The 23,718-nt window shown below is 63.4% G+C and carries 19 protein-coding genes; 7 read left to right on the top strand and 12 right to left on the bottom strand.

The window, feature by feature from the left end; genetic code table 11:
• Positions 1–167: 167 nt before the first annotated feature.
• The gene (locus E1B25_RS22765) at positions 168–2,537 is read right to left on the bottom strand and encodes a calcium-binding protein (RefSeq protein ID WP_165937702.1); all 2,370 of its coding nucleotides are present in this window, start codon (positions 2,535–2,537) and stop codon (positions 168–170) included.
• 297 nt (positions 2,538–2,834) lie between these two features.
• Between E1B25_RS22765 and E1B25_RS20180 the strand changes: the two genes are divergently transcribed.
• Positions 2,835–4,142, top strand: coding sequence for a peptidase G2 autoproteolytic cleavage domain-containing protein (locus tag E1B25_RS20180; RefSeq protein WP_132831390.1), 1,308 nt, complete (start codon positions 2,835–2,837; stop codon positions 4,140–4,142).
• 314 nt (positions 4,143–4,456) lie between these two features.
• Here E1B25_RS20180 and E1B25_RS20175 read toward each other — a convergent pair whose 3' ends face one another.
• The 6 genes from E1B25_RS20175 to E1B25_RS20150 all read right to left on the bottom strand — a co-directional run bounded on the left by E1B25_RS20175 (position 4,457) and on the right by E1B25_RS20150 (position 10,674).
• Positions 4,457–5,878 (bottom strand): mannose-1-phosphate guanylyltransferase/mannose-6-phosphate isomerase, encoded by a 1,422-nt coding sequence (locus E1B25_RS20175; protein ID WP_132831389.1) that lies wholly within the window; start codon positions 5,876–5,878, stop codon positions 4,457–4,459.
• Positions 5,879–5,967: 89 nt separating this feature from the next.
• On the bottom strand, positions 5,968–6,939 hold the full coding sequence (gene fcl, locus E1B25_RS20170; protein ID WP_132831388.1) for a GDP-L-fucose synthase: 972 nt from the start codon (positions 6,937–6,939) through the stop codon (positions 5,968–5,970).
• 12 nt (positions 6,940–6,951) lie between these two features.
• Positions 6,952–8,073, bottom strand: a complete 1,122-nt coding sequence (gmd, locus tag E1B25_RS20165; RefSeq protein WP_132831387.1) for a GDP-mannose 4,6-dehydratase — start codon at positions 8,071–8,073, stop codon at positions 6,952–6,954.
• A 75-nt stretch (positions 8,074–8,148) separates the two neighbouring features.
• Positions 8,149–9,144, bottom strand: coding sequence for a glycosyltransferase family 2 protein (locus E1B25_RS20160; protein ID WP_132831386.1), 996 nt, complete (start codon positions 9,142–9,144; stop codon positions 8,149–8,151).
• Positions 9,141–10,091 (bottom strand): glycosyltransferase family 2 protein, encoded by a 951-nt coding sequence (locus E1B25_RS20155; protein WP_165937701.1) that lies wholly within the window; start codon positions 10,089–10,091, stop codon positions 9,141–9,143. Before E1B25_RS20155 ends, E1B25_RS20160 begins: the two co-directional genes overlap by 4 nt.
• A 13-nt stretch (positions 10,092–10,104) precedes the next feature.
• Positions 10,105–10,674, bottom strand: coding sequence for a hypothetical protein (locus E1B25_RS20150; RefSeq protein WP_132831384.1), 570 nt, complete (start codon positions 10,672–10,674; stop codon positions 10,105–10,107).
• A 360-nt stretch (positions 10,675–11,034) separates the two neighbouring features.
• On the opposite strand from E1B25_RS20150, the gene E1B25_RS20145 reads away from it, so the two are divergent.
• The gene (locus tag E1B25_RS20145; protein ID WP_132831383.1) at positions 11,035–12,054 is read left to right on the top strand and encodes a hypothetical protein; all 1,020 of its coding nucleotides are present in this window, start codon (positions 11,035–11,037) and stop codon (positions 12,052–12,054) included.
• Here the strand turns inward: E1B25_RS20145 and E1B25_RS20140 are convergent.
• Together E1B25_RS20140 and glf are read right to left on the bottom strand one after the other, a co-directional pair.
• A complete protein-coding gene (locus tag E1B25_RS20140; RefSeq protein ID WP_132831382.1) occupies positions 12,039–12,707 on the bottom strand; it encodes a sulfotransferase family 2 domain-containing protein in 669 nt (222 codons plus the stop codon). The genes E1B25_RS20145 and E1B25_RS20140 overlap by 16 nt on opposite strands.
• A 19-nt stretch (positions 12,708–12,726) precedes the next feature.
• Entirely contained in the window at positions 12,727–13,899 is a 1,173-nt protein-coding gene (gene glf, locus E1B25_RS20135; protein WP_206338598.1) for a UDP-galactopyranose mutase, read from the bottom strand.
• A 24-nt stretch (positions 13,900–13,923) separates the two neighbouring features.
• On the opposite strand from glf, the gene E1B25_RS20130 reads away from it, so the two are divergent.
• The 4 genes from E1B25_RS20130 to E1B25_RS20115 all read left to right on the top strand — a co-directional run bounded on the left by E1B25_RS20130 (position 13,924) and on the right by E1B25_RS20115 (position 19,619).
• Positions 13,924–15,255, top strand: coding sequence for a hypothetical protein (locus tag E1B25_RS20130; protein WP_132831381.1), 1,332 nt, complete (start codon positions 13,924–13,926; stop codon positions 15,253–15,255).
• A 180-nt stretch (positions 15,256–15,435) separates the two neighbouring features.
• Positions 15,436–16,566: a hypothetical protein gene (locus E1B25_RS20125; RefSeq protein ID WP_132831380.1), complete on the top strand. Its 1,131-nt coding sequence runs from the start codon at positions 15,436–15,438 to the stop codon at positions 16,564–16,566.
• Positions 16,567–16,640: 74 nt separating this feature from the next.
• Positions 16,641–17,783, top strand: a complete 1,143-nt coding sequence (locus tag E1B25_RS20120) for a hypothetical protein (RefSeq protein ID WP_132831379.1) — start codon at positions 16,641–16,643, stop codon at positions 17,781–17,783.
• A 57-nt stretch (positions 17,784–17,840) separates the two neighbouring features.
• Positions 17,841–19,619: a glycosyltransferase family protein gene (locus E1B25_RS20115; protein WP_132831378.1), complete on the top strand. Its 1,779-nt coding sequence runs from the start codon at positions 17,841–17,843 to the stop codon at positions 19,617–19,619.
• A gap of 37 nt (positions 19,620–19,656) precedes the next feature.
• Here the strand turns inward: E1B25_RS20115 and E1B25_RS20110 are convergent, their stop codons facing one another.
• Positions 19,657–20,313 (bottom strand): ABC transporter ATP-binding protein, encoded by a 657-nt coding sequence (locus E1B25_RS20110; RefSeq protein ID WP_132831377.1) that lies wholly within the window; start codon positions 20,311–20,313, stop codon positions 19,657–19,659.
• 113 nt (positions 20,314–20,426) lie between these two features.
• Positions 20,427–21,731: a KpsE/RkpR family capsule polysaccharide export protein gene (locus E1B25_RS20105; protein ID WP_245510796.1), complete on the bottom strand. Its 1,305-nt coding sequence runs from the start codon at positions 21,729–21,731 to the stop codon at positions 20,427–20,429.
• A 90-nt stretch (positions 21,732–21,821) separates the two neighbouring features.
• Here E1B25_RS20105 and E1B25_RS20100 point away from each other — a divergent pair, with 90 nt between their 5' ends.
• The gene (locus tag E1B25_RS20100; RefSeq protein WP_132831376.1) at positions 21,822–22,643 is read left to right on the top strand and encodes an ABC transporter permease; all 822 of its coding nucleotides are present in this window, start codon (positions 21,822–21,824) and stop codon (positions 22,641–22,643) included.
• Here the strand turns inward: E1B25_RS20100 and E1B25_RS20095 are convergent.
• Positions 22,640–23,617: a glycosyltransferase gene (locus E1B25_RS20095; protein ID WP_245510795.1), complete on the bottom strand. Its 978-nt coding sequence runs from the start codon at positions 23,615–23,617 to the stop codon at positions 22,640–22,642. The genes E1B25_RS20100 and E1B25_RS20095 overlap by 4 nt on opposite strands.
• Positions 23,618–23,718 lie beyond the last annotated feature (101 nt).

Raw genomic sequence — 23,718 nt, 5'->3', positions numbered from 1 at the left:
GAAGTCGCGCTCGCTCATCATCACCCATCCCATGTCGGCTCTCTCTACTTGCTATCCTCGGCAGGGAGAGTGACATTTCTGAATTGCACATAGGTGACATTTTAGCTTTGCGGCTACAACAGATATAGCCAATAATTCATATTATGGTAAATAATAGGCGCGCGCCCTTATGAGAACAGGAAATGTTCGGGGGTCAGATCCTCGGGGTCGAGCCCATCCAGCAGAATCGTGCCGGTGCCGGTGTCGATCTCGACCCCGTCGTCAGCAGCGCGGATCTCCAGATCGTCAAAGCTGATCCCCGTGATCGCGAAGCGGATCTGGTCCTGGTCCGGGTTGAAATCGGCGATATAGTCATCGCCGTGATCTTCTCCAAACACGAAGCGGTCGCGGCCCTTGCCGCCTGTAAGCCGATCATCGCCGGCATCGCCGTAAAGACGGTCATTGCCGCTGCCACCGATCAGAACATCGCGCCCGCCGCCGCCACGCAGCAGATCATTGCCGCCCTGGCCCAGCAGGCGATCCTTCCCCGCCTGTCCCCACAACTGGTCGTCACCGGTGCCGCCGCGCAGCAGATCGTCCTCCCCCTGCCCCTTGAGGGTATCGTCGCCGCTGGCCCCGAGCAGCAGATCCTCCCCCCGTCCCGCGATCAGCCGGTCATCGCCGGTGCCGCCGCGCAGGGTGTCATCTCCATCCCCCCCGCGCAGGAGATCCGCGCCGCCCTGGCCATTCAACCGGTCGCGGCCGGCGCCGCCAAACAACCGATCGCGTCCGGTCCCGCCAAACAACCGATCGCGTCCGGTCCCGCCAAACAGCCGGTCGCGCCCGGACCCGCCGCGCAGCCGATCCGCACCGTCGCCCCCGATCAGCAGGTCGCGGCCGCCGCCCCCGCTCAGTGTATCGTCGCCCTCCAACCCGCGCAGTTGGTCGGCGTCCTCGCCCCCGGTAAGTACATCCGCGCCAGCGCTGCCCGCCGGCTCTGGCGGGGTCGTGGGCATGCTGATCCGGTCAGGGGTATCAAACCCGCCGGGCCAGAGATCGGCCGGGGTCAGCGGGGCGTCATCGGCGCTGATCACCTTGATCTCGGTATCGTCGAACCGCACCCAGGTGCCGCTCGAGGTTGGCTCGAACGCCAGCTGGTCCATACTGCGCAGCATTGGAAACAGGCTCAGGTCAAGCCGGTCGATCCCGCGCTCGAAATCGGTGATCCGCAGGGTGTTCCCGGTGGGGGCGAGCACGAATGTATCCGCCCCTGCCCCACCGGTCAGCACCGCCCCGCCCGAGCCGGAGACCAGGATATCGTCGCCCGCCTCGCCAGAGATGACCGGCTTTTCCCCCTCGCCCAGGATCACGTCGCCGGCCCCGGTTCCGGCGATCGCGCCGCCGGAACTGCCGTCGGGGTCACTGTCGGCGCTGTTCATGATCGCGCCCAGCCGGTTCAGGTCGATGGCGAATTGCGTCAGCCCGGCTGTCGTGCCCGAGGTGACAAAGACCTGGATCTGATCGCCGCTGCGCACCGCCTCGATCCCGGTCACGTTTTCAAGCCCAAGCCCGCTTTCATTGGCCAGGCTTTGCAGATGTACCAGCCGCCCGTCGGGCAGCAACGACAGCAGGCTGATCCCGTCATCGGCCCCCCCGGCGAGCACAAAGACATGGTCGTCGGCCTCGACCACCTCCAGCGCAGAAACCCCGGCAAAGCGGGTGGCGCGGGTGTCGATCACATGGTCGGCCAGCCGCAGCGCCCCGTCAGACGACAGCTCCATGACGCTGAGCGAACTGGACCCGGCGGCAGCCAGCACCGCCCAGCTGCTGCCATGGGCGGAAACGGTTTCCAACGCCGTGGGCCGGGACAGGCCCAGCCCGTCGGCCGCCCCCAGCGTGGCGCTGCGGCTGAGCGCGCCGGTCTCGGCGTCGATCGTATAGCTGCTGATCCCCTGGCTGCGGCCATCGGCGGCCAGCAGAACACCGCCTCCACCGCCGCCGCTACCGGTCTCGGCGAGGGCCAGCACCGCCTCGCTGTCGAGTTGGTAATGCTCTGCCAGCCCGTGCAGCGTGGCCTCGGCGATGATCCCGCCCTTGCCGTCGGTCAGGAAGGCGTCGATCGCCCCGGTCACGGCATCGATCATATAAAGCGCCGCATGCCCGTCGCGCAGCGTATAGGAGGCCACCGCGGCTGCGGTCTGCCCGCCGCTGCCGGGCAGATCCAGCGGCGCCGCATCGCTCAACCTGCCGTCCTCTTCGATCGCATAGCCCACCAGCGTGCCGGCCCCGACCCCATGCAGCACCAGTTGCGTCGCCCCATCCGCCCGCACGACGTCGAACCGGCCCAGCCCCATCCCCGACAGCGCGAAATACTGGCTGTCGGCCAGGCTGGCGAGCTGCCCCGATTCGTCGATCTGATAGACACTAAGCCCGCCATTCTGGCCGGTCGCGGCATAGAGATAGGGGCCCGTCTCAGCCTCCAGAATATGGATATGGCGCAGATCGGTATCGAGCAGCGCGTCGCCGGTCGAGATCCGCCCCGTCAGTTGCAACACCATGGCATCCCGCCTTTGGGGGCCCGCCATTGGTTTTGCGGCGGGCTAGCTCATAGGACAACACGCGCGCGGGGACGGCGCGGTGCGAAAAAAGGGCAAAACCGGGGAACATGTTTCAAGCTTGTCTCGAATGCCTGCGGCTATCCGCGTGATGATTGGGGTGCGCATTGGGATTGGGCCCCGAGGTTGGGTCCTGCTGGGCGGCGGAAACCTTAACCGCCCGCGCGCCGCGTTAGCCCTCGGTGAACCGGGCACGGCGAGGCTGCGGGCACAGATTGCCCCCCTGAAGGAGCCCGCCGGATGCCGGATACCACGCCAATCCTTGCCCTGCCTGTCCTGGTGCCGAACCAGGCGCAACCCTATGTCACCCATAACGCGGCGCTGCGTCGGCTCGACATTCTGGTGCAGCTCAGCGTGATGGGTTTTGACGCCGAAACCCCGCCCGCCCTGCCGGAAGAGGGCGATCTTTACGCGCTGGGGCCGGTGCCACTGGCGGAGTGGGCCGGTCAGCCCAACCAGCTTGCCGCATGGATCGACGGCAGCTGGCTGTTTCTCGCGCCGCAACCGGGCTGGCGCGCCTGGGACCAAAATGCGGGTCTATTGCGGGTCTGGGATGGGGTCGGTTGGGTCCGGCCAGCAGCCGAGCTCGACAATGTGGCGGGGCTGGGCATCGGCACCGCCTCGGGTCCGGTGAACCGGCTGGCGGTGAAATCCGAGGCCGTACTCTTCAGCCATGACGGCGCCGATCAGCAGGTGAAGATCAACAAGGCCAGCGATGCCGATACCGCCAGCCTGCTGTTCCAGTCGGGCTGGACCGGGCACGCCGAGATGGGGCTGGCCGGAGGCCGTGATTTCTCGATCAAGCTCAGCGCTGACGGCAGCAGCTGGACCGAGGCGCTGAGCTTTGATGCCGGCTCCGGTGATCTGGGTCTTGGCGGCGCGCCGGGGGGCGGGCGGGCCGAAATCCACCAACCGGCGGATGCCCCTGCCCTGCAGGCCAATTGCACCCATGCAGGTTTTGCCGCGACGCTGCAGCTGCTGCGCGCCGACCGGGCGGCGAGCCCGGATTTCAATTTTCTGCGCTGCCTCAGCGATGCCGCCGGGACCGGAGATCTGGAGTTCCGGCTCTCTGGCGATGGCAACGGCAGCTGCGACGGCGCCTGGAGTGGCGGCGGCGCGGACTACGCCGAATGGTTCGAATGGGCCGATGGCAACCCGAAGGGCGAGGATCGCACCGGCCTGTCGGTGGTGCTTGATGGCCCCCGGATCCGGCCCGCACAGCCCGGCGAGGTGCCGATCGGCGTGATCTCTGGCGCGCCCGCGGTGATCGGCGATGGCGATATGGACCGATGGCGCGGCAAATACCTGCGCGACGATTTCGGCCGCCTTCTGTGGGAGGGCGACACGGAGGCCGGAGATCAGCGCCAGCGCAGGCTGAACCCCGCTTTCGACCCTACACAGGGCTATACCCCCCGTGCGACGCGGCCCGAATGGGCGATGGTCGGGTTGATCGGCAAGTTGCGCCTGCGCAAGGGCCAGCCGGTCGATCCCCGCTGGATCCCGATGCGGGACGTGAGCAGCGAGGTCGAAGAGTGGCTGCTGCGGTGAGGGGGCGGCGGCTTGAAATAAAAAACCACAGATAAGTATCGCAAATGTTCATTCCCCATCCGCGATACTTATCTTGATATTTTTGTTACAAAATCAGGAAGTAATGGGGGGACACCTCTGAAATTGATTCAGAAAAATGTCGCCTCCCCGTCCCCGATTTCGGGACCAGTCAAAACCGATTTCAAAAAGTGCTCCCAGTCCCGATGCCTGCGCCTTGATAGGTTTGGAAGGCAAATCCCGGGGCGGATTACGGCGTCCAGCGCTGGACTCATGCGGTCGCGAAGCCCCGGCGGCATGTCGCAGCCGGGCGCGCCTCATTTCCTTGCATAAACATCCTCATAACGCAGGATATCATCCTCGCCGAGGTAGGCGCCGGTCTGTACCTCGATCAGCACCATGGGCAGTTTTCCGGGGTTTTCCATCCGGTGCACGGCGCCCAGCGGGATATAGACCGACTGGTTCTCGCTGATCAGCTTGACCTCATCATCCACCGTCACCTTGGCGGTGCCCTCGACCACGATCCAATGCTCGGAGCGGTGGTGGTGGCTTTGCAGGCTCAGCGCCGCGCCGGGGTGGACGTGGATGCGTTTGACTTGGAACCGCTCGCCCAGAACCAGCGTTTCGAACCAGCCCCAGGGGCGGTGATCCTTGGGAAAGGATTCGGCCTGTTTCGCCTGTTTCGCCTTGAGCGCGGCGACCGCCTGCTTCACGTCCTGCGCCCGGCTGGCATCGGCCACCAGCACCGCGTCGGGCATTGCCACCGCGATGATGTTGTGCAGCCCGATGCCCACCACCTCGAGCCCCGCATCCTCGGAGCGCAGCAGCGTATCGGTGCAATCGATGGCGGTGGCCGGACCAGAGGTGCCAACCCCGGCGGCATCCCGCCCGCCTTCGCGCCAGACCGCATCCCAGCCGCCCAGATCGGACCAGCCCTCGGCATAGGGCACGACCGCAAGGTTTTTGGCCCGTTCCATCACCGCATAATCGATCGAGATATCCTGCGCGCCTTGCCAAGCCTCGGGGTCAAGCCGGAAGAACCCCAGATCCGGGCGCCCCTGTGCCACCGCCGCCTGCACCGGCGCGATCAGGTCGGGGGCATGGGCGCGAAAGGCGGCGAGGATGGTCTTGACCGAGAACAGGAAGATCCCGGCGTTCCACAGGTAGGTGCCGGCGGCGAGCATCTCGGCCGCCTTGCCCGCGTCGGGCTTTTCCACGAAGCGGCTCAGCGGGATTGGACGGGCAGCGAAATCGCCCGGATCCTCGGAGAGCTCCAGATAGCCATACCCGGTTTCCGCATGCGTCGGTTTGATCCCGAAGGTGACAAGCATCCCGGCCTTGGCCGCCGGGATGCCCGCCGCGACAGCCGCGCGAAACGCCGGCGCATCGGGCACCACGTGATCAGAGGGCGCCACCAGCATCAGCCCCTCGGGATCGGTTTGCTCGAGCCAAAGCGCGGCGGCCAAAACGGCGGGGGCGGTGTTGCGCCCCTGCGGCTCGATCAGCACCGCGCCGGGATCGATGCCCACCTCGGCCAGTTGCTCGGTCACGATGAAGCGGAAATCGGAATTGGTCAGCACCATGGGCGCCGCGAACCCATCCCCGGAAAGCCGCTCGGCCGAGGCCTGGAACAGCGTCTGCGCGCCCATCAGCCTGGCGAATTGCTTGGGATAGCTCTTGCGCGACAGCGGCCAAAGCCTTGTGCCCGAGCCGCCACAAAGAAGAACCGGGGTAATCATGGCAATACGCTCCTGAAATAAAATGCCTTACAAAGAAACCGGCCAAAGACCCCGGCCCGCCGCCGCAATCGGCGAGGAGCCAAAGGGGGTCAAGCCCGCAGCGCCCCGGCCTCTTGCGCCAGAAACCAGTCATAGGTTCCGGCGAGTCCGGTCTCCAACCCGATCGAGGCTGTCCAGCCCAGCCGGGCAAGGCGCGACACATCCATCAGCTTGCGCGGGGTGCCGTCGGGCTTTGTCGGATCGGTCATGATCCGGCCCTCGAACCCGGTGACCCGGGCCACCCTCTGCGCCAGCTCCAGGATCGAGACATCCGTGCCGCTGCCGACGTTGATGTGCGACAGCATCGGCGCGGTCTCGCGGTCATAGATGTCCTTGGGCAGATCCATCACGAAAAGGCTGGCCTCGGCCATGTCATCCACGTGCAGAAACTCGCGCCGTGGCGTGCCGCTGCCCCAGATCGTGACCTGTTCCGCGCCGGCCTGCGCCGCCTCGTGAAAGCGGCGGATCAGCGCCGGCAGAACATGAGAATTCTCGGGGTGGAAATTGTCCTCCGGCCCGTAAAGATTGGTCGGCATCACCGAGCGGTAATCGCGCCCATATTGCCGGTTATAGCTTTCGCACAGCTTGATTCCGGCGATCTTGGCGATGGCATAGGGCTCGTTGGTGGGCTCCAGCACCCCGGTCAGCAAAGCATCCTCGGCCATCGGCTGCGGCGCCATCCGGGGATAGATGCACGACGAGCCCAGTTGCAAAAGCCGCGCCACCCCGGCGCTGTGGGCGGCGTGGATCACGTTGCATTCGATCATCAGGTTTTCATAGATGAACTGCGCCGGATAGCTGTTGTTGGCGTGAATACCGCCGACCTTGGCCGCAGCGAGAATGACCTGATCGGGCTTTTCCGCCTGCATGAACGCCGCCACCTGGGCCTGATTGGTCAGGTCGAGTTCCGCATGTGTGCGGGTGATCAGGCTGAGGTCTTCCCCGGCCTCCTTGCGCGCCTGCAATTGGCGCAAGATCGCGCCCCCCACCATGCCGCGATGGCCTGCAATGTAGATTTTCACGGGTCCGTCCCCTCAGTTTTCGACGCTCACCGGCAGATCCATGCCGTGCGCGCGCAACAGCGCATGGCGGCGCGCCTCTTTCAGGTCGTTGGCCACCATCTCGGCGCACATCTGCTGCGCGGTGATCTCTGGCACCCAGCCCAGGTTCGCCTTGGCCTTGGCCGGGTTGCCCAGCAGCGTCTCGACCTCCGCCGGGCGGAAATAGCGCGGGTCAATGCGCAGGATCACGTCGCCCACGTTCAAGGCCGGGGCCTTGTCGCCGGTGATCGCGGCGATCGTGGCGATCTCGTCGACGCCCTCCCCGCTGAACGCCAGGGAAATCCCCAGTTCCGCCGCCGACCAAGTGATGAACTCGCGCACCGAATACTGCTTGCCGGTGGCGATGACGAAATCGTCAGGCGCCTCCTGCTGCAGCATCATCCACTGCATGCGCACGTAATCCTTGGCATGGCCCCAGTCGCGCAAACTGTCGATATTGCCCATATAAAGACAGTCCTCCAACCCCTGCGCGATGTTCGCCAGCCCGCGGGTGATCTTGCGGGTGACAAAGGTCTCGCCGCGCCGCGGGCTCTCGTGGTTGAACAGGATGCCGTTGCAGGCATAGATGCCATAGGCCTCGCGGTAGTTCACCGTGATCCAATAGGCATACATTTTCGCCACCGCATAGGGGCTGCGCGGGTGGAATGGCGTGGTCTCGGTCTGCGGGGTCTCCTGCACCAGACCATAGAGTTCAGAGGTCGAGGCCTGATAGAACCGCGTGGTCTTTTCCAGCCCGAGAAAGCGAATCGCCTCGAGCAGCCGCAGCGCCCCCATGGCGTCGACGTCGGCGGTATATTCCGGCGCCTCGAAGCTTACGGCGACGTGGCTTTGCGCGCCGAGATTATAGACCTCGTCGGGGCGCACCTCGGACAGGATCCGGGTCAGGTTCGAGCTGTCGCTCAGATCGCCGTAATGCAGCTTGAGCCGGGCGTGATCCACATGCGGATCCTGATAGATGTGATCCACACGCTGGGTGTTGAGCGACGAGGCCCGGCGCTTGATCCCATGCACCTCATAGCCTTTTTCCAACAGGAATTCAGCGAGATAGGATCCGTCTTGCCCGGTGATCCCGGTGATGAGGGCGCGTTTGGTCATGAACTCTCTCCCATGGCGGCGTCGGCTCTGACACCTCAGGGTTGTTATTGGAACCGTAGCGACCGCAAGACAACCTCAAAACTCACGCAGAAACCCCATCCGGTCATTCAGATAGATGGCGGTGAGTCGGCGGATGCCGACATGGTTGCGGGGGTGTTCGCCGAGAAGCGCCCAGAATTCATCTTCCGGCAGTTCCGCCAGATCGGCCTGCGCCCGGTTGAAGACCTGGTTCAGCCCATGCGCAGGCACGTAGCGGCAGCACCACAACACATGCTCGATCAGCCAGTGCAGATAGCGCGCGCGCATCGCCGCGTCTTGTCCGGTCGCCATCAGGTGGCCGCGGATGGTCTCGGCGTGATCGAAGATCTTCAGCGGCTTCAGCCCCATGTTCATGACCGTCTGACCCGCGCGCGCCATACGGTGGACATGGGTGACCGGGCGGAAAAAGACAAAACGCTCTGCCCGCAAGGTCGTGGCCCAGTGGAAAGGGTTGTCCTCGTAGAAGAAATCTCCCACCGGAAAGCGGATACTGTGACGCTCCAGAAAATCCCGGCTATAGATCTTGCGCCATGGGAAGGGGGCCAGGCGCAGCACCGCCTCGCGCTTGGCGCTCAGACTGCCCGCCTCGGGCAGGGTGGCCCAGACATGCCCCTCCGGATACTGCGTGAAGGCACCGCTGTCGTTCCAATATTCCTTGCACCCGCAGACCGTCACATCCGCCGCTTCGGCCAGGTGCAGGTCGACCGCCCGGCGCAGCATGTTGGGCAGCACCCAGTCATCGCCGTCAACGAAGATCACCACCTCGCCGCTGGCCCGGTCGAGCCCGGCATTGGCCGCGCTGGCCACGCCGCCCGGCGTGTTGCGCGAAAAATAGATCGGCACATAACGGACCCGGTCGGAGGGGGCCGCCGCACCGATCACATCGGCCACCTGCCGAGTGGCGTCGGTGGAGCCGTCGTCGACCACGATCAGTTCCAGATCGTCAAAGCCGGTGTCGATCACCGATTGCATCGCCGTGGCGATGAATGCCTCGACATTATAGGTGGTGATGATGGCGCTGATCCGGGTCATGAGCCCCCTCCCGGACGCGGCGTCTGCGCCGCCTCCCAAAATGCGTCCACCGCCTCCTGATACTGCGCCCGCCACAGCCGGCTCTCGTCATTGTCGGCGGCGCAGAGCGGGCCGGTCATCCAGTGAAAGAGATGCCCGCAGAATTCGGCGAAAACCGGTCGCAGCGCGTCCGCATCGGGATGGGCCAGCAGTTCCTCCTCGATCCGGGCCAGTTCGGCGAAGACGCCCATGCGCTTTTCGCCGATATACTGCGTCGCCCGATCCCCCTGCGGGATCTCGTAATGGGTCAGCAGCGGCGGCGCCCAGTAAAGGACGCCGAAGGTCCTGCTACGCAGGAAGCTTTGCCAATGCGGGGTGATGTCCTCGTGCATGCGCAGGTCTGGAAAGGTGATCCCGGCCTGCAGCAGGAAGTCGCGGCGATAAAGCTTGTTCCAGGGAAAGTTCACCGTCGTCAGCGCGCCGGGGCGCTCTTTCAGCCGGAAGGTCTGCATCGGAAACGGGCTGTAGGGGTTGCGACTGAAGAAGGTCCGGTCCACCCGATGCATGTCATAGGTGAAACGGACGTCGGCCTGGGCGCTGAGGTGATGTTTGAACATCACGAAATCCACCCCCGGCCCGAAGGGGGCCAGCCGCATCACGTCGAAGAAACAGGGCGCCAGCAAATCGTCGGCATCGAGGAACATCGCATAGTCGCGCGTGGCCAGCTCCAGCCCGGTGTTGCGCGCCGCCGCCGGGCCGCCGTTCTCGACCTGGCGATGATAGGTGATCTCCACATGCTCAGGCATCTGCGCCGCCGCGACCAGATCGGCGGTGTCGTCCTCGGAGCAATCGTCGACGATCACCAATTGCACCGGATCGCGCACCCCGCGGAAATAGTCCAGATGCCGCGCGATCCCGTCCCGGTCGTTATAGGCGGGGATGACAAAACTGTAGTTGCGTGCGCTCACGGCCACCCGCCCGTCAAATCTTGAGAGCTTCGATGGCGCGCAGCGTCACGTCAAAACTGCGCCCCTCGAAGAAGAACAGCACCTCGGCCGCGCGGGTCTGCTCGGTAAGTTCCGGATCGAGCCGGATAAACACCAGATCCTCCTGCTCCCCTCCGGTCAGCACCACCAGGTCGCGGGCAAAGACATCGCGGAACCCCTCGTCCAGCATGTGGCGCAGGCAGACCCGGAAGCGCGCCGGCCCGTCGCTGTCGCAGCGCAGGAAATGGCCGAGGAACCGGGCCCCCTGCAGGGCTTCGGGGTCCAGATCGTAGGACAGCGAATACCAGGGGCTGTCGCCGCGATCGGACAGTTGCAGCCGCAGCCCCTCACCGGTCTCCGCCGGTCCCGCCGCGGTGACCACGCCGCTTTCGGCTTTGAAGTCCAGCCAGATGCCAGGGGCAAGCTCATGGCGCGGCTCCGGGGTCTCGACCGGGGCCACGTCACGCCCCAGCGCCGCCAGCCGCACGTTCTGCCCCGCGAAGGGCTTCGCGCTGGCCTCGAAAGCCTCGGCAATCTTGGTGAGCACCGTCTGCGTCGCGTCCATGAATTCGTCTCCTGCCTCTGCTCTCTTGGAATAAAATGCCCCACCTGCCGTTGCAAGCCAAAGCGGCACGGGACAAGACAAGGATATCTTCAGATCAAAAAAGCGGCACGGGACAAGACAAGGATATCTTCGGATCAAAAACGCTTGACGAAACTCTGACACTAAGTGAGTAAACATGGCGGCGGATCTTGGCTCATGGGCCAGAGGGCAGCGCCGTACGGAAGCGCGCGGGTTGCGTCATCCCCCTTGACCACGCAACACCGACAGGAACAAATGCGTTAATAATATCTTCATCCCGCTTTCTTTCCGGCGGCACACGGGCAGCACTGGATCAGGGGGACGGCCTTGGGAGGGGCGGACTTGAAACAGCTTTTTCTTCACATCGGATTCAACAAGACTGGCTCGACCAGCCTGCAGCATTGCCTGTCCCAGAACAGGGAAGTGCTGGAACAGGCTGGTTTTCTTTACCCCGGCGCGACCCAGGACAGCTATGTGCAGAACCGCCAGCACACGCCGCTGGCCGCCGCCCTGCCCGAGCGTTCGGTAGGCTGGCTGCGGCCACGCAAACGCGAAGGGCTCAAGCACGCCCTGCCCGATCTGCTGGCCGCAATCGAGGCCAGCCCGGCCGAAACGGTGATCCTCTCCTCCGAGGCGTTCGGCGGGCTCGACATGACGACGGAGCGCGTCGCCCGGGTGCGCGACAAGCTCTCGGATTTCGAGGTTTTCATTCTCGCCTATATCCGGCGTCAGGACAGTTACCTGCTGTCCGCCTACCAAGAAGGCGTCAAGAATGGCTCCACCCATGTCTTTAAATTCAAAAGTTACCGCAACAACCAACAATTGGCTTTCAACCGCCGACTGACGCCCTGGCGCGAGGTCTTCGGGGAAGACAACGTGATCATACGCCCGTTCGATCCTCGGTTCTGGCCGGAAAACAGGCTCGAGTTCGACTTTCTCGACACGATCGGCGCGCCTCGTGACAAGATTGCCCCGCTTGAGAAGCCCGCCAACGAGAGTCTCGACTACCGCTCTGTCGAAATCATGCGCAAACTCAACGGCATGATCGCGCATCTGTGGCCGGATCAGACCGACGCCAAGCGCAAGACCCTGCGCACAGCCGTTCTGCGTAATCTTCGGGCGATCGAGGGCGGGCTCTCCGAGCGCGCCAAGATGGTACTGTCCTCCGCCCAGTCCGAAGAGATGCGCCGCTACTTCGCCGAGGACAATGCCTCCAGCCTAGCCGGCTCGGTCATATCGCACGAAGCCTTTTTCCCCCCCGCGGCCACAGATGCCTCAGGCCGGATCGCCCCCGAACACCTGCCGGAGGATCTCATGGTTCATCTCATCGCTCTGCTGGCGTCCACTCACACCCGATCGTAACCGAAGGCCTCGAAATCGCGGGCATAGAATGCGTTCAGCGCGGCAATCGCCTCGGGGCCGAGCCGCGCCACGTCATAGCCGCGCGCGACCGCCCCCTCGGTCGGGTTCGACCTTTGCTGGGACATGTCCGGCAACCACCCCGCCACCGGCGTGCCCTGCAGGCTCTCAGGCTCTTCCAGCCGGAACACGTGGTCGGCCCAGCGGTGCCCGGCGAGATTGACGAAATTGCACTGCTGGCGAAAATGCACCAGCTTGTGATCATTTTCCACCGCATGCGCCCGCAAAGCGGTCACCGCAAAGCTCGCCGATACCCGGTAGAAGGCCTCCGGGTCGGCCAGCACCGCGTCCCGCATATAGGGCGTGCCCAGTTTCAGGTGCTGCGACACCGCCGACAGGAACCGGTGATAGGGGTTTCTGACGAAGACGAACTTCAGGTAACCGCGCACCTCACGGAAGGCCCTGGGAAAGAATTTCCGCATTTGAACCGGGGTGATATGGGCCATATCGAGGATCTTGCCCGCATCATTCACCGGCTTCCATTCGAAGAAGAAATTGTCCCGCGTGTCATATTTCCGCAGCGCGTTATGGCTGCTCATACCGCCACATTTCGGGTTGTGGATGAAGACGAATTTCTCCGAGTCAGAGACGATCATGGCCTGCTCCCCTCCCGCCTCACAGTGGCGCGGTAAAGAAGGCCGGCACCTTTTCGCCCTTGTCCAGACACTGAACAAAGCCGCGCGCGGTCTCAAGCGCCTCGCGGATGGTCACGTCCATGTCGAGATAGCGATAGGTGCCCAGCCGGCCAACAAAGGTGATGCCTTGGGTCGCCTCGGCCAGCTTCACATAATCCGACAGCAGCGCCTTTTCCGCGACCTGGCGGACCGGGTAATAGGGGATGTCCGCAGGCTCTGCCGCGCGGGAAAACTCGCGGTACAGAACCGATCCCTCGTGGCTTTCCCACGGGGCGAAATGCTTGTGCTCGGTGATGCGGGTATAGGGCACCTCGACCTCGCCATAGTTCATCACGGCGCAGCCCTGGTAGTCGCCCTCATAGGTGAAGCGTTCGAAATCCAGCGTCCGGTACCCCAGCCGCCCCAGCTCGAAATCGAACCAGCCATCCAGCGGCCCGGAATAGAACACATGGTCATACTGATCCGCTTGGCCGCGGTCAAAAACAGTCTCTAAATGGACCGTTATGCCCGGATGATCGAGAATCCCTGCGATCATCGCGGTATATCCATCCTCGGGCATGCCCTGGAATTTGTGAAAGAAATAGTTGTCGTCATAGTTGAAGCGCACCGGCAGCCGCTTCAGGATCGAGGCCGGCAGCTCCGAGGGGTGACAGCCCCATTGCTTCATCGTGTAGCCCTTGAAAAAGGCCTCGTAGAGATCCTTGCCGACAAAGCGCATCGCCTGCTCTTCAAAGGTCTGCGGATCGGTGATGGAGGTATCGGCCTGTTCGTTGACGATGAAACCATGCGCCTCGTCCGGGCGCAGGGTCTTGCGGAAGAACTGGTTGATGGTGTGCAGGTTGACCGGCAGCGAGAACACCCCGAGATCCCCTTCGGGATCGCGCGAGGTGGTCTTCACCCGGTTCTTGTAGGGCAGGAAAGTCGCGAAGCCGTTGACATAGTCCCAGACCTCGGCGTCATCGGTGTGAAAGATATGCGGCCCATAGATATGCACCATCACACCGGTGTCAGCGTCGCGCTCGGTATGACAATTGCCGCCGATATGGCTCCGACTGTCCACCACGGTGACCTGATGCCCCGCCTCGGCCAGATGCCGCCCGATCACCGCCCCGGACAGCCCGGCGCCCACCATCAGAAAATTGCCCTTGGTCATGCGTGAAATGTCCTGCCCTGGAATTTGAAAATCGGTTCTGCACAGTTACACGCAGTGCCGCGGGATTCTCAACCGGATGCGCACCGATATGGCTCGTTCTGCCAAATTGTGCCCAGAAAACCAGAGCCCGTGCCGAACCGCCCCCGGCGGCGCGACCAAGATAGACGTCCCCCAGACAATACCCTAAGCACGAACGCAAACCCGGACAGGAGGCCCGAAGTGATTGCTGCCAAGACGACATCTGAGCGCAAAACGCTGGTCTTTCATATCGGCGACCCGAAAACCGGATCGACGTCGATCCAGCGTGCCTTGTTCGACTCTGCCTGGTCCGCTCCCGGGCGCAGCATCGCCTATCCAGACCAGATCAATGCCCAGCCTCTCGCCATGTCCCTGCATGACGGCGCCCGCCCCAAACAGCGCCTGACCCAGTTCCGCAAGGCCGCCGATTGGCTGGCGCAGCAATCGGCCGAAATCGCCGTGCTGTCATCAGAACATTTCGCCCCGGTGCCGCCAGCAGATCTTAAGGCCGAGGTGCAGCACTTCTTCGCCGATAAGATCGAAGAAATTCAGGTCATCGCCTATGTGCGCCCACATATCTCCCGCTTGCTGTCCTCCTACACCCAGCGGGTCAAGGCGCGAGGCCTGCAGAAGGACCTCGAAGGTTTTTTCAAGACCGTCTCGAAGGAACGCCGGTTTCACTACATGCCACGGTTTCTTGCCTGGCAGTCGGAATTCGGCGACGCCTTCACCCTGCGTCCAATGGTGCGATCTGCACTTTATCGCGGCGATGTGGTCGCGGATTTTCTGCATCAGATCCTCAACTCGGACGCCTTCACGCTGCCAGACCAACTGCAGGCCAACACCGCCCCCACGCTCGACCACCTCGCCTGCCTGCGCGACGTCCACAGCGCCATCGCCAAGGCCGGTCTGCCCAAGGATATCCGGTTCACCTGCGCCAAATATCTCGCCGCCCGACTGGATGGGACCAACCCCGAGGGTCCGCGGCTCCGGCTGCCACGCCACCTGCTGCCTGCGCTACAACAGACCTATTCCGAGGATGCCGCAGCGCTGGATGCGACCTTTTTCGACGGCACCCCGATGTCAGACGCCCTTGAGGCCGCGGCGGCAAGCACCACCGACGACCCCCAGCCGATCACCGCGGAAGAACGTTTCAGCCTAGCCCAACGGCAGGCGCTCGGGCAATTGCTTTCGGCACTCGGCGTGGAACTGGCGAAAGCCCCGGAGCAGTGGAAACGCAGCCGGCGCGAGAGCAAGAAAAGATCAGGTGAGCGCGATGCGACCAGCGCGCCCCGGGTTCATGCCCTTCTGGACGAGATCTGCGCACTTTTCAGCTGATCCTGTCCCGGTTTTCGTGCCATCCTGCCGTCTCCGCCCCCATCCTCGGCCATGCCCATATCCCGTGCGGCCCCGACAAGATACCGGCCTCCTCCTTACCCAGGCCTCACCCGATGCTTGCCCATAAAGGCTACAGCACTTATGGACAGGGCGTATTGATGATTAATGTGGCGACCTTACATGACCGATCCAATCTCCCCGCAAGACCGCCCCAAGAAAACGCTGGTCTTCCATATCGGGGACCGGAAAACCGGCTCGACCTCGATTCAGCTTGCCTTTGCGCAGGGGCAAGTCTCCCTGAAGGGGCATAGCCTGTTCTATCCTTCGAAACTGGCAGCCAACGCTCTAGGGACGCAATGTACGACCTATGGCGACGCCAACACCCCCCAGATGCGCCGGCAAGCAGCGAAACCGCTGCAAAAACTGGCCGATCAAGTGCGGAGGTCCGAGGCTGATTTCATTGTGATCTCCGCCGAAGCGATCGAAGGCGTCAAAGTCGAGCTGTTTCATGACGTCGTGCAGACCTTTTTTGCAGATACGGCCGATGACATTCGCGTCATCGGGTATGTCCGGCCACATGCGGCGCGTTTACTTTCAACCTTCGCGGAACGCACCAAGGTCGGTCTGCCCCGCGCACTGGAAAACTCTCTCGACGAATTTTGCACCCTCAAGAAAGATGAAGGCGAGTTCATTTACCTGCCGCGCTTTTCTGCCTGGCGCCAGATGTTCGGAGAAAACTTCCTGCTGCGCCCGATGATCCGCAACGCGTTGTACCGGAAATCCGTGGTGGACGATTTTGTACATCACGCCTTTGGCGGCATCGAATTTGAGATCAGCGGCACGGAGGCCGCCAATGAATCCCTCTGCCTCGAAGATCTCATGCGTCTCAAGGTCCTGCAAAAAAAGATCCGGAGGGCACGCGATTTGCGGCTGAAACTGGGCTGGGAATTCGCCCGACAGCTCGGCACGCTGCCCCCTTCCCCGACCCGCACCAAGCTGCAACTGCACCGCAGCTTGGCCGAGGATCTCCGTGCCACCTATCAGGAGGATGCCCGGGCCATGGACCGGGCCTTTTTCGACGGCAAGCCCCTGATGGAAACGGAACTCCAGCGCGCCGTCGAGACCGCGGTGGATCAGCCCCAATCCACTGAACCGGAAGACTATTTCACCGCCTCGGAACTGCGCTCCTTGGAGGTCATGTCCAAGATCATCTCGGGCCTGCTGGAGAACAAAGAGGTCAACTGGCCGGCTTTCCTGCATCAAAAGCGGATCCGGGATGCAGCCCCCATCCGCGAAACCTCTGACAGCTGATCCCTGCGGGCGTCACGAATGTCTTTCCGATGCGACAATCCCACACCTGACCCCAGCCAGAAGCAAACGACACGATGAAAACCATTATCTACTTCGGACATCACAAGGTCGGCTCCACCGCCCTGCAAAGCTTTCTGTTCCGCAATCAGACGCTGCTGATGCGGCACGGGCTGCTGTATCCGGATGTCGAAAGCGAAGGGCTGATCCATGCCATCGTCAACTTTCTGGGGGCAAGCGAGCCGAGCGAAGAGCAGGCCGCGCGTCTCTCGGCCGCGAGCCAGTCCCAACCGCTGTCGATGAACGCGCGCGAGCCGCATAACGCGCTGGCCTTCCAGATGCTGGCCCAGGCCACCAAAGGCAGCGTGCCGGACTGGCACAAGGGCCTGCCGGGTGTGCCGCAGATGATCCGGACCCTGCGGCTGCAGGCAAAGCTGCTGCAACCGCAGGCGGTTCTGCTCTGCTCCGAGGTGATGTCGAATTTCGGCCCCCGCCATCCCAAGCTGATCGAACGGGTGCGCGGCATCTATCCCGACACCGATCAGGTGCTCTACTGTGTACTGCGCCGGCCCGACGAATATCTGATCTCATGGCATGCCCAGCGGCTCCGCTTCGGCAACAAGGTTCTCTCGCTGCGGGACGGTGCCGCGCTGAACTATACCGAGTCTATCCATTTCGATTACCGCAGCATGGTGGAGCCTTGGCTGGACGCCTTCCGCGAGACGCCCCGACATCTGCGCAACTATGCCGACGTGCTGACAGCCGGCGGCTCGGTCGAGGATTTCTTCGCCTGCAACGATCTGATCATGCCCGCCGGGGCCCCCGCCCCGGGGCGGGCCAACGAAAGCCTGCCGCGTGCGGCAATGGAAATCGCCCGGCGCGCCAACCACGACCTGCCCGCCAAAGACGCCAGCGCCCTGCGCAAGTATCTGCTGAACTGCGGCGATCACATCACGCCGATCCCCAACAAGGACGTCGAAATGTTCGGCACCGACCTGCGGGCCGAGCTGTTCAAACGCTTCGCGCCGATCCACACTTGGCTGTCCGAACAAGCCGGCGTGGCCGCCTTCTTTCCCGATATCGACGACATGACCCGGCTCCGGCCGGTTCCCGAGGCCGATGCCACGTTGGATTTCCTGACCCAGATTCCACAAGAGGCGCTGCCGAACGACACCCTGCGCGATTACATCCGAACCCTGAAACAGGACCGCGTCGCTTGACACCCGCGCCCCCCCCCCTGAACGGGGGGACAGCGCCCTTTCCCCAGGATATTTCAGATGATCACACTGCAAAATTTCCTCTTTCCTGATCCCGCCATCTGTACCGAGCGAGAGCTCTATTTCCACACCGAGGGGGAGATCGGGTTTTCCCAGACAGCAGGCACCCTCTGGGTTGGGGAAACCGGCGTGGTCCGGCTGGACACCTATTTCAACCTCTTCAACATCGGCAAATGGCATCGGGCCTGCCAACTGGACGGGCTATTCGCAGAATTCCATGGCAAAGGCCGGGTGGAGATCCGGGTGTTTCAGGCGATCCCGGAGCAATCTTGGGAAGTTCTTTTCTGCGAAGTCGTCACGTTGGAAGACGAACAGCCCTGTATCGCCGATCTGTCACATTATACCGACCGCTCCACCAGGGGGCTGATCTTTGTCGAGATCAAAGCGCTCGACCGCGACGGCGCCACGCTGACCGGCGGCCGCTTCGCCACCGCTGAAACCAGCCTGCCCGCCCCCCTGCCCCGGCTGGCGGTCTCGATCACCACCTTCAAGCGCGAAGCACAGGTCCGTCAGACCGTCACCCGGCTGGACGCCTTTCTGAAAGCGTTCGACTACGGCGACCAGGTGCAGGTGCAGGTGGTCGACAACGGCCAGAGCGCAGAGATCCAGACCTCGGACCATGTTACGCCGATCGACAACGCCAACTACGGCGGCGCCGGCGGCTTTGCCCGCGGGCTGCTGGAGGCGGAAAAATCCGGCTGTACCCATTGTCTCTTCATGGATGACGACGCGTCCTTCCACATGGAGAATATCGCCCGCACCTATATGTTCCTGGCCTTGGCGCGTGATCCGAAAGCCGCCATCGCCGGCGCGATGATCAACAATACCCATAAGTGGATGATGTGGGAAAACGGGGCCTGGTTCGACCGCGTCTGCCATCCGATCCATGGCGGCACCGATCTGCGCAACCCCGAGGCGGTGTTCCGCATGGAATTCGAAAGCACCGGCAAGCAGCAACCGACCTTCTATGGCGGTTGGTGGTTCTTCGCCTTCACCATCGCCGAGGTCAAACACCACCCCTTCCCTTTTTTCGTGCGCGGCGACGACATCTCGTTCTCGCTGATGAACGACTTCGACATCGTTCTGCTGAACGGCGTGGTGTCATTTCAGGACGACTTCATCGAAAAAGAGAACCCGCAGACCCTCTATCTCGATGTGCGCAGCCATGTGGTGCATCACTTCGTCTCGAAAGAGCTGATCCGCAGCCCCTTGGCCACCGCTGTCGTGCCGATCCGTCGCATCATGCGCAGCCTGCTCCGACTGCATTACGAAACCGCCCGGGCCGAGCTTCTGGCCTGGCAGGACGCAATGAAGGGGCCGCAGTTCTTCGACGACAACATCGACATGGCTGCGCGACGCGCCACCATAAAGGGCCTGATAAAGCGCGAGGTCTGGCACGAGATCAATCCTCAGACTCTGGTTGAAAAGAGGCGCCTGACCCTGAAATCCCACCGCTGGCGCGACCGGATGGGAAAATATACCCTGAACGGCCATCTCATGCCCTTCTCTGCCCGACGCTGGGACCAGATCGTGCTGGGAATCGGAGACCGCAGCCCGGTTTTCCCCGCCTTCGGCGCGGCTGAGATCACCTATCTCAACACCAGTCGCGACAAAGGCTATACCGTGCGCCAGTCCAAGCGGGAGTTCTTCTCGATCTGCTGGGAAATGACCAAGACACTGGTGCAGTTTCTCCGGGATTACGATCAGATCAAGGCCGCCTATCGCAAGGGCTACGAGGACATCACCACCCGCGACTACTGGGAAAAGCGGCTGGGCTGAGGCCGCACCGGCCTGTCCGACAGATCAGGCGGGGCCCTCACCCCGCCATGATCGCCTCATGGGTCTCGATCGCCTCTTCGAGGTCGTCGAAATACTGCATCTGGCCGTTCTCCAGCACGATGCCCGCATCGCAGAACTGCCGGACCTGATTCATCGAGTGATTGACCATGATCGCGCTCGAGGTCTTCATCCGGTCGGCAAAGACCGCGCGGCTCTTGCGTTTGAAGGTGGCGTCCCCCACTGCGGTTACCTCGTCGACCAGATAGGTGTCGAAATGGATCCCCATCGAGGCGCCAAAGGTCAGCCGGGATTTCATCCCCGAGGAATAGCTGCGCACCGGCATGTCAAAGAATTTCCCCAGCTCGGCGAAATCCTCGACAAAGGCCAGCAGCCCGTCGGTATCCACCCCGTAAATGCGGGCGATGAAACGCACGTTTTGGGCCCCCGTGAGCTCCGCGTGAAACGACCCCCCGAACCCCACCGGCCAGGAGATCGTGCCGTCGGTGACGATGCGGCCTGAATCCGGGCGCATGGTGCCGGCGATCATCTCCAGCAGCGTCGATTTCCCCGCCCCGTTGCGCCCCAGCAGGGCCAGCGATTTGCCGGTGGGCAGGGTCAGGTTGAGGTCATCGATCACCACCTTGCGCTCTCCGCGCAGGCGGAAACTCTTGGTGAGATGCTCGAACCGGATCACCGGGGCCGCCTCCCGGATCCTTGATCAGCGACCGGGCCGGGTCGGGCGCGGCCCGCAAGGCTCGGCGGCGCAGGTTTCTGTCTCATCATGCCCCTCGGCGCTCCTCTGCCCGCTCAGCTGCGGTCGCGGATCGAATAATAGATCAGCGCACAGATCGACCAGAGCAAGAGCAGGAACAGCCCCGCCAGCCCGGTCAGGATGCCGCGCTGCGGGTATTCCGCCTCCTGCGCCAGGGTCGGCTTGATATAGGTGGCCAGATAGCGGCTCTGACGGGCGGCATCGTCGCGCGCCACCTGCAGCGCGGTCAGCGCGGCGCGATAGGTTTCCTCGGCATATTGCAGATCCACGTTCAGGCTCTCGAACTCGGCGATCAGGGTCGGATAATCCTCGCCCACCGCGCCGGTATCGGTGTTGTCGCTGGTAAAGGTCTGCCGCTCGATCCGGATGCGGTCGCGGATCACGTCGATACGCTGCTGCGCCTTGGTCAGGCGCGGGTCGCTGTCACTGGTGGTGCCGCGCAGCAGGTCATAGTCGATCAGCGCCTCGGCCAGCTGCTGCTGAAGGTTGTTCATCACCCCCATGCGGCCCTGGATATCGGCCGCCGGATCGACGATCCGGGTGCGGGTGCGGAACCGGGTCAGCGCCTCGCGCGCGCTTTTCAGCCGGGCAATGGCCTGGTCGAGATCATCGCGCGCATAGCGCATCGCATCCTCGCGCGCCTGATTGTTCAACGCGTTGATCCGGTCCTGGCTCTCGCTCAGGATCGCGCTGGCCACCGCGCGCGCAACCTCGGGCACAAAACCCATGGCCTGCACCTCGATCAGCCCGGTGCCGCCATCATAGGAAATGCCGACAATACGCTGCCAGTACCAGACCAGGTCCTCCACGGAAGCATCGGGCCAAAGCGCAAAGGCCCAGTCCCCGGGCCAGGGCCCGGTGTAATGGGCGCGCAGGTCGAGCTTAGCATCGACCGCTTCGACCATCTCCTGACTCTGGATGAATTCATACAGGATGTCGCTGTCCGAGGCGATCGTGCCGCCGGCAAATTGCGCCAACCCGCCCAGCAATTCGGTCGCCCCGCCGCTTTCCTGACTGCGCACGGTGAAGCCGGTGGTCGACATGTACTGGTCGCTGGCCACAGTCCAGAGATAGAAGGCCGTCGCCACCAGCGGCACCAGCACCATCAGCACGAAGCTGGCCAACAGCCCCCAATGGCGTTTCTTCAGTCGTGCCGGTTGCGCGATCGGCCGCACCGCCACCGGGGCAGGCTCGGGCGGGCGCTTTCTTTTGCCCCCTTTCGGGCCGCCGTTGCGTCCCGGGCGCGGCCGGGTCAAAGCGGTTGCCTCGACCGGCGTGTCGAGTTCAGAAGACGGGCCCGTCCCCACGGACGGATCAGCGAGAGATGTCTTATCGGTCATGGCGGCCTGCCCCGGCACGAAGCCGTTTGATCTTCTTTTCCGTTTCTTACATAACAGCACAGATAAACGCTAGTATCGGACCGTTTTTTCATGGCAGCCCTTCCGCCTCCGATGCCGCCCGCCCCACCGCCCGCACAAGCCGGTCCGCATCGTTTCGCAGCGCTGCGCACGGTGATGGCGCTGGTGCTGCGCGAAATGTCCACCCGCTACGGGCGCACCCCGGGCGGCTATGCCTGGGCCATCCTGGAGCCCCTGGGCGCGATCCTGGTACTGAGCTTCGCCTTTTCGATGGTCATGCGCACCCCGCCGCTCGGGACCAGTTTTATCCTGTTCTATGCGACCGGGTTCATGCCCTTTGACCTGTATCAAACCGTATCGAACACGGTGGCACGGGCCGTCAACTTCTCGAAACCGCTGCTGAAATACCCCGCCGTCACCTGGCTCGACGCGGCGCTGGCACGGTTCCTGCTCAACAGCCTGACCGGGATCCTCGTCACCATCCTGCTGCTCTCCGGCATTCTCGCCGTCATCGACAGCCGCATTGTGCTGGACCTGCCGCCGGTGGTCGAGGCAATGGCGCTGGCGATGCTGCTGGGGCTGAGCGTCGGCGTCCTGAACTGTGCCCTCATGGGGCTGTTTCCGCTGTGGGAGATGATCTGGTCGATCCTCACAAGGCCGCTGTTCATCGCCTCCGGGATCTTCTTCCTGTACGACACCATGCCGCCGCTGGCGCAGGAAATCTTGTGGTACAACCCCTTGATGCACATCGTTGGACTGATGCGCACCGGGTTCTACCCCACCTACACCGCCTCATACGTAAGCCACGTCTACGTTCTGGGGGTGTCCCTCGCCCTGCTCACGATGGGGCTCATCCTGATGGGGCGCTATCACCGCGACATTTTGAACCGCTAGCTGTCCCCGGCCAGCGCCAGCACCTCGCCATGGGGGCGGTGCCTGCGGCCGCGTAGCCCGTCGATCACCGCCCGCCCCAGCAGACGCAGGAACACCGCCCGCTCTCCGGGGTGGTGGCGCAGCTTTAGCAGCCATTTCGGCAGCACGACCAGCAGCGCCGGCCAGAACATCCACCCCGCTGCCATACGATACAGCAGCAGCAGGTTGCGGTGATAATAATAGACCTTCCACAGCGGCCGGAACTGGCCCGGTCGGGCCTGGAAGGTCGAGCAATCATGTTCAAAGGCGATGTCCGGCGCGAACCTGATCCGCCCGCCCGCCTTGCTGAGCCCAAGGGTGAAAAGCCCGTCCTCGCCATAGACAAAAAGCCGCCCGTCGGGATAGCCCACCAACGCGAAGGCCGCGCGCGACACGAAAAGCCCCACGAAAGAGGAAACATCAACCCGGCGCCCCGCGCCACGGTAATCATCGGGCGCGATGTGAAAGCCGCCGCGGCCCCGCAGCAAGGTGCCAAAGAACTCGCGCCCGTGCCAGAACGGGTTGCGCGAGGGACGGTTCATCTCGCAGATGCGCCCGTCCGGAAAATAGACCGCCGCCGCGATCGCCTCGCAGCCCGCCTTGTCGGCCCCATGGAAGGCCGCCAGCGCGCCGGGGGCGGGGCGGGCATCGTCATCCATCACCACCATCCAGTCGGGATCGAACCGCTCGGTGGCCAGCCGCATGCCGGTCTCGAACCCGCCGGCACCGCCGATGTTTTCAGCGCTCGTCACCACCAGCAGCCGGGGATCGGGGTACGCCGCCAGCCAGTCACCGGTGCCATCGCAGGAGGCATTGTCGATCACCAGTACCGCCTGCAGTTCGGCGGCCGGGCTTTCCAGCAGCCGCGTCACCACCGCCTTGAGCTTCTCCAGCCGGTTGTGGGTGACCACCACCGCCACCAGGCTCTCGGCCTTTCGGGTCTGCTCTTCACTCACAGCACGCGCGCCTTTTTCTTGTTTGCCTGCCCGGATCCGCCCGGGTCAGACATTCGGGCATTCGGGGTGCAAAACCCACAATTCGGCGCCGGTGTCAAATC

The sequence above is a fragment of the Antarcticimicrobium sediminis genome (genome assembly GCF_004348975.1).
Classification (GTDB): domain Bacteria; phylum Pseudomonadota; class Alphaproteobacteria; order Rhodobacterales; family Rhodobacteraceae; genus Antarcticimicrobium; species Antarcticimicrobium sediminis.
Note: the sequence above shows the minus strand (reverse complement) of the source record. Positions and strands in the feature narration are given on the sequence as shown.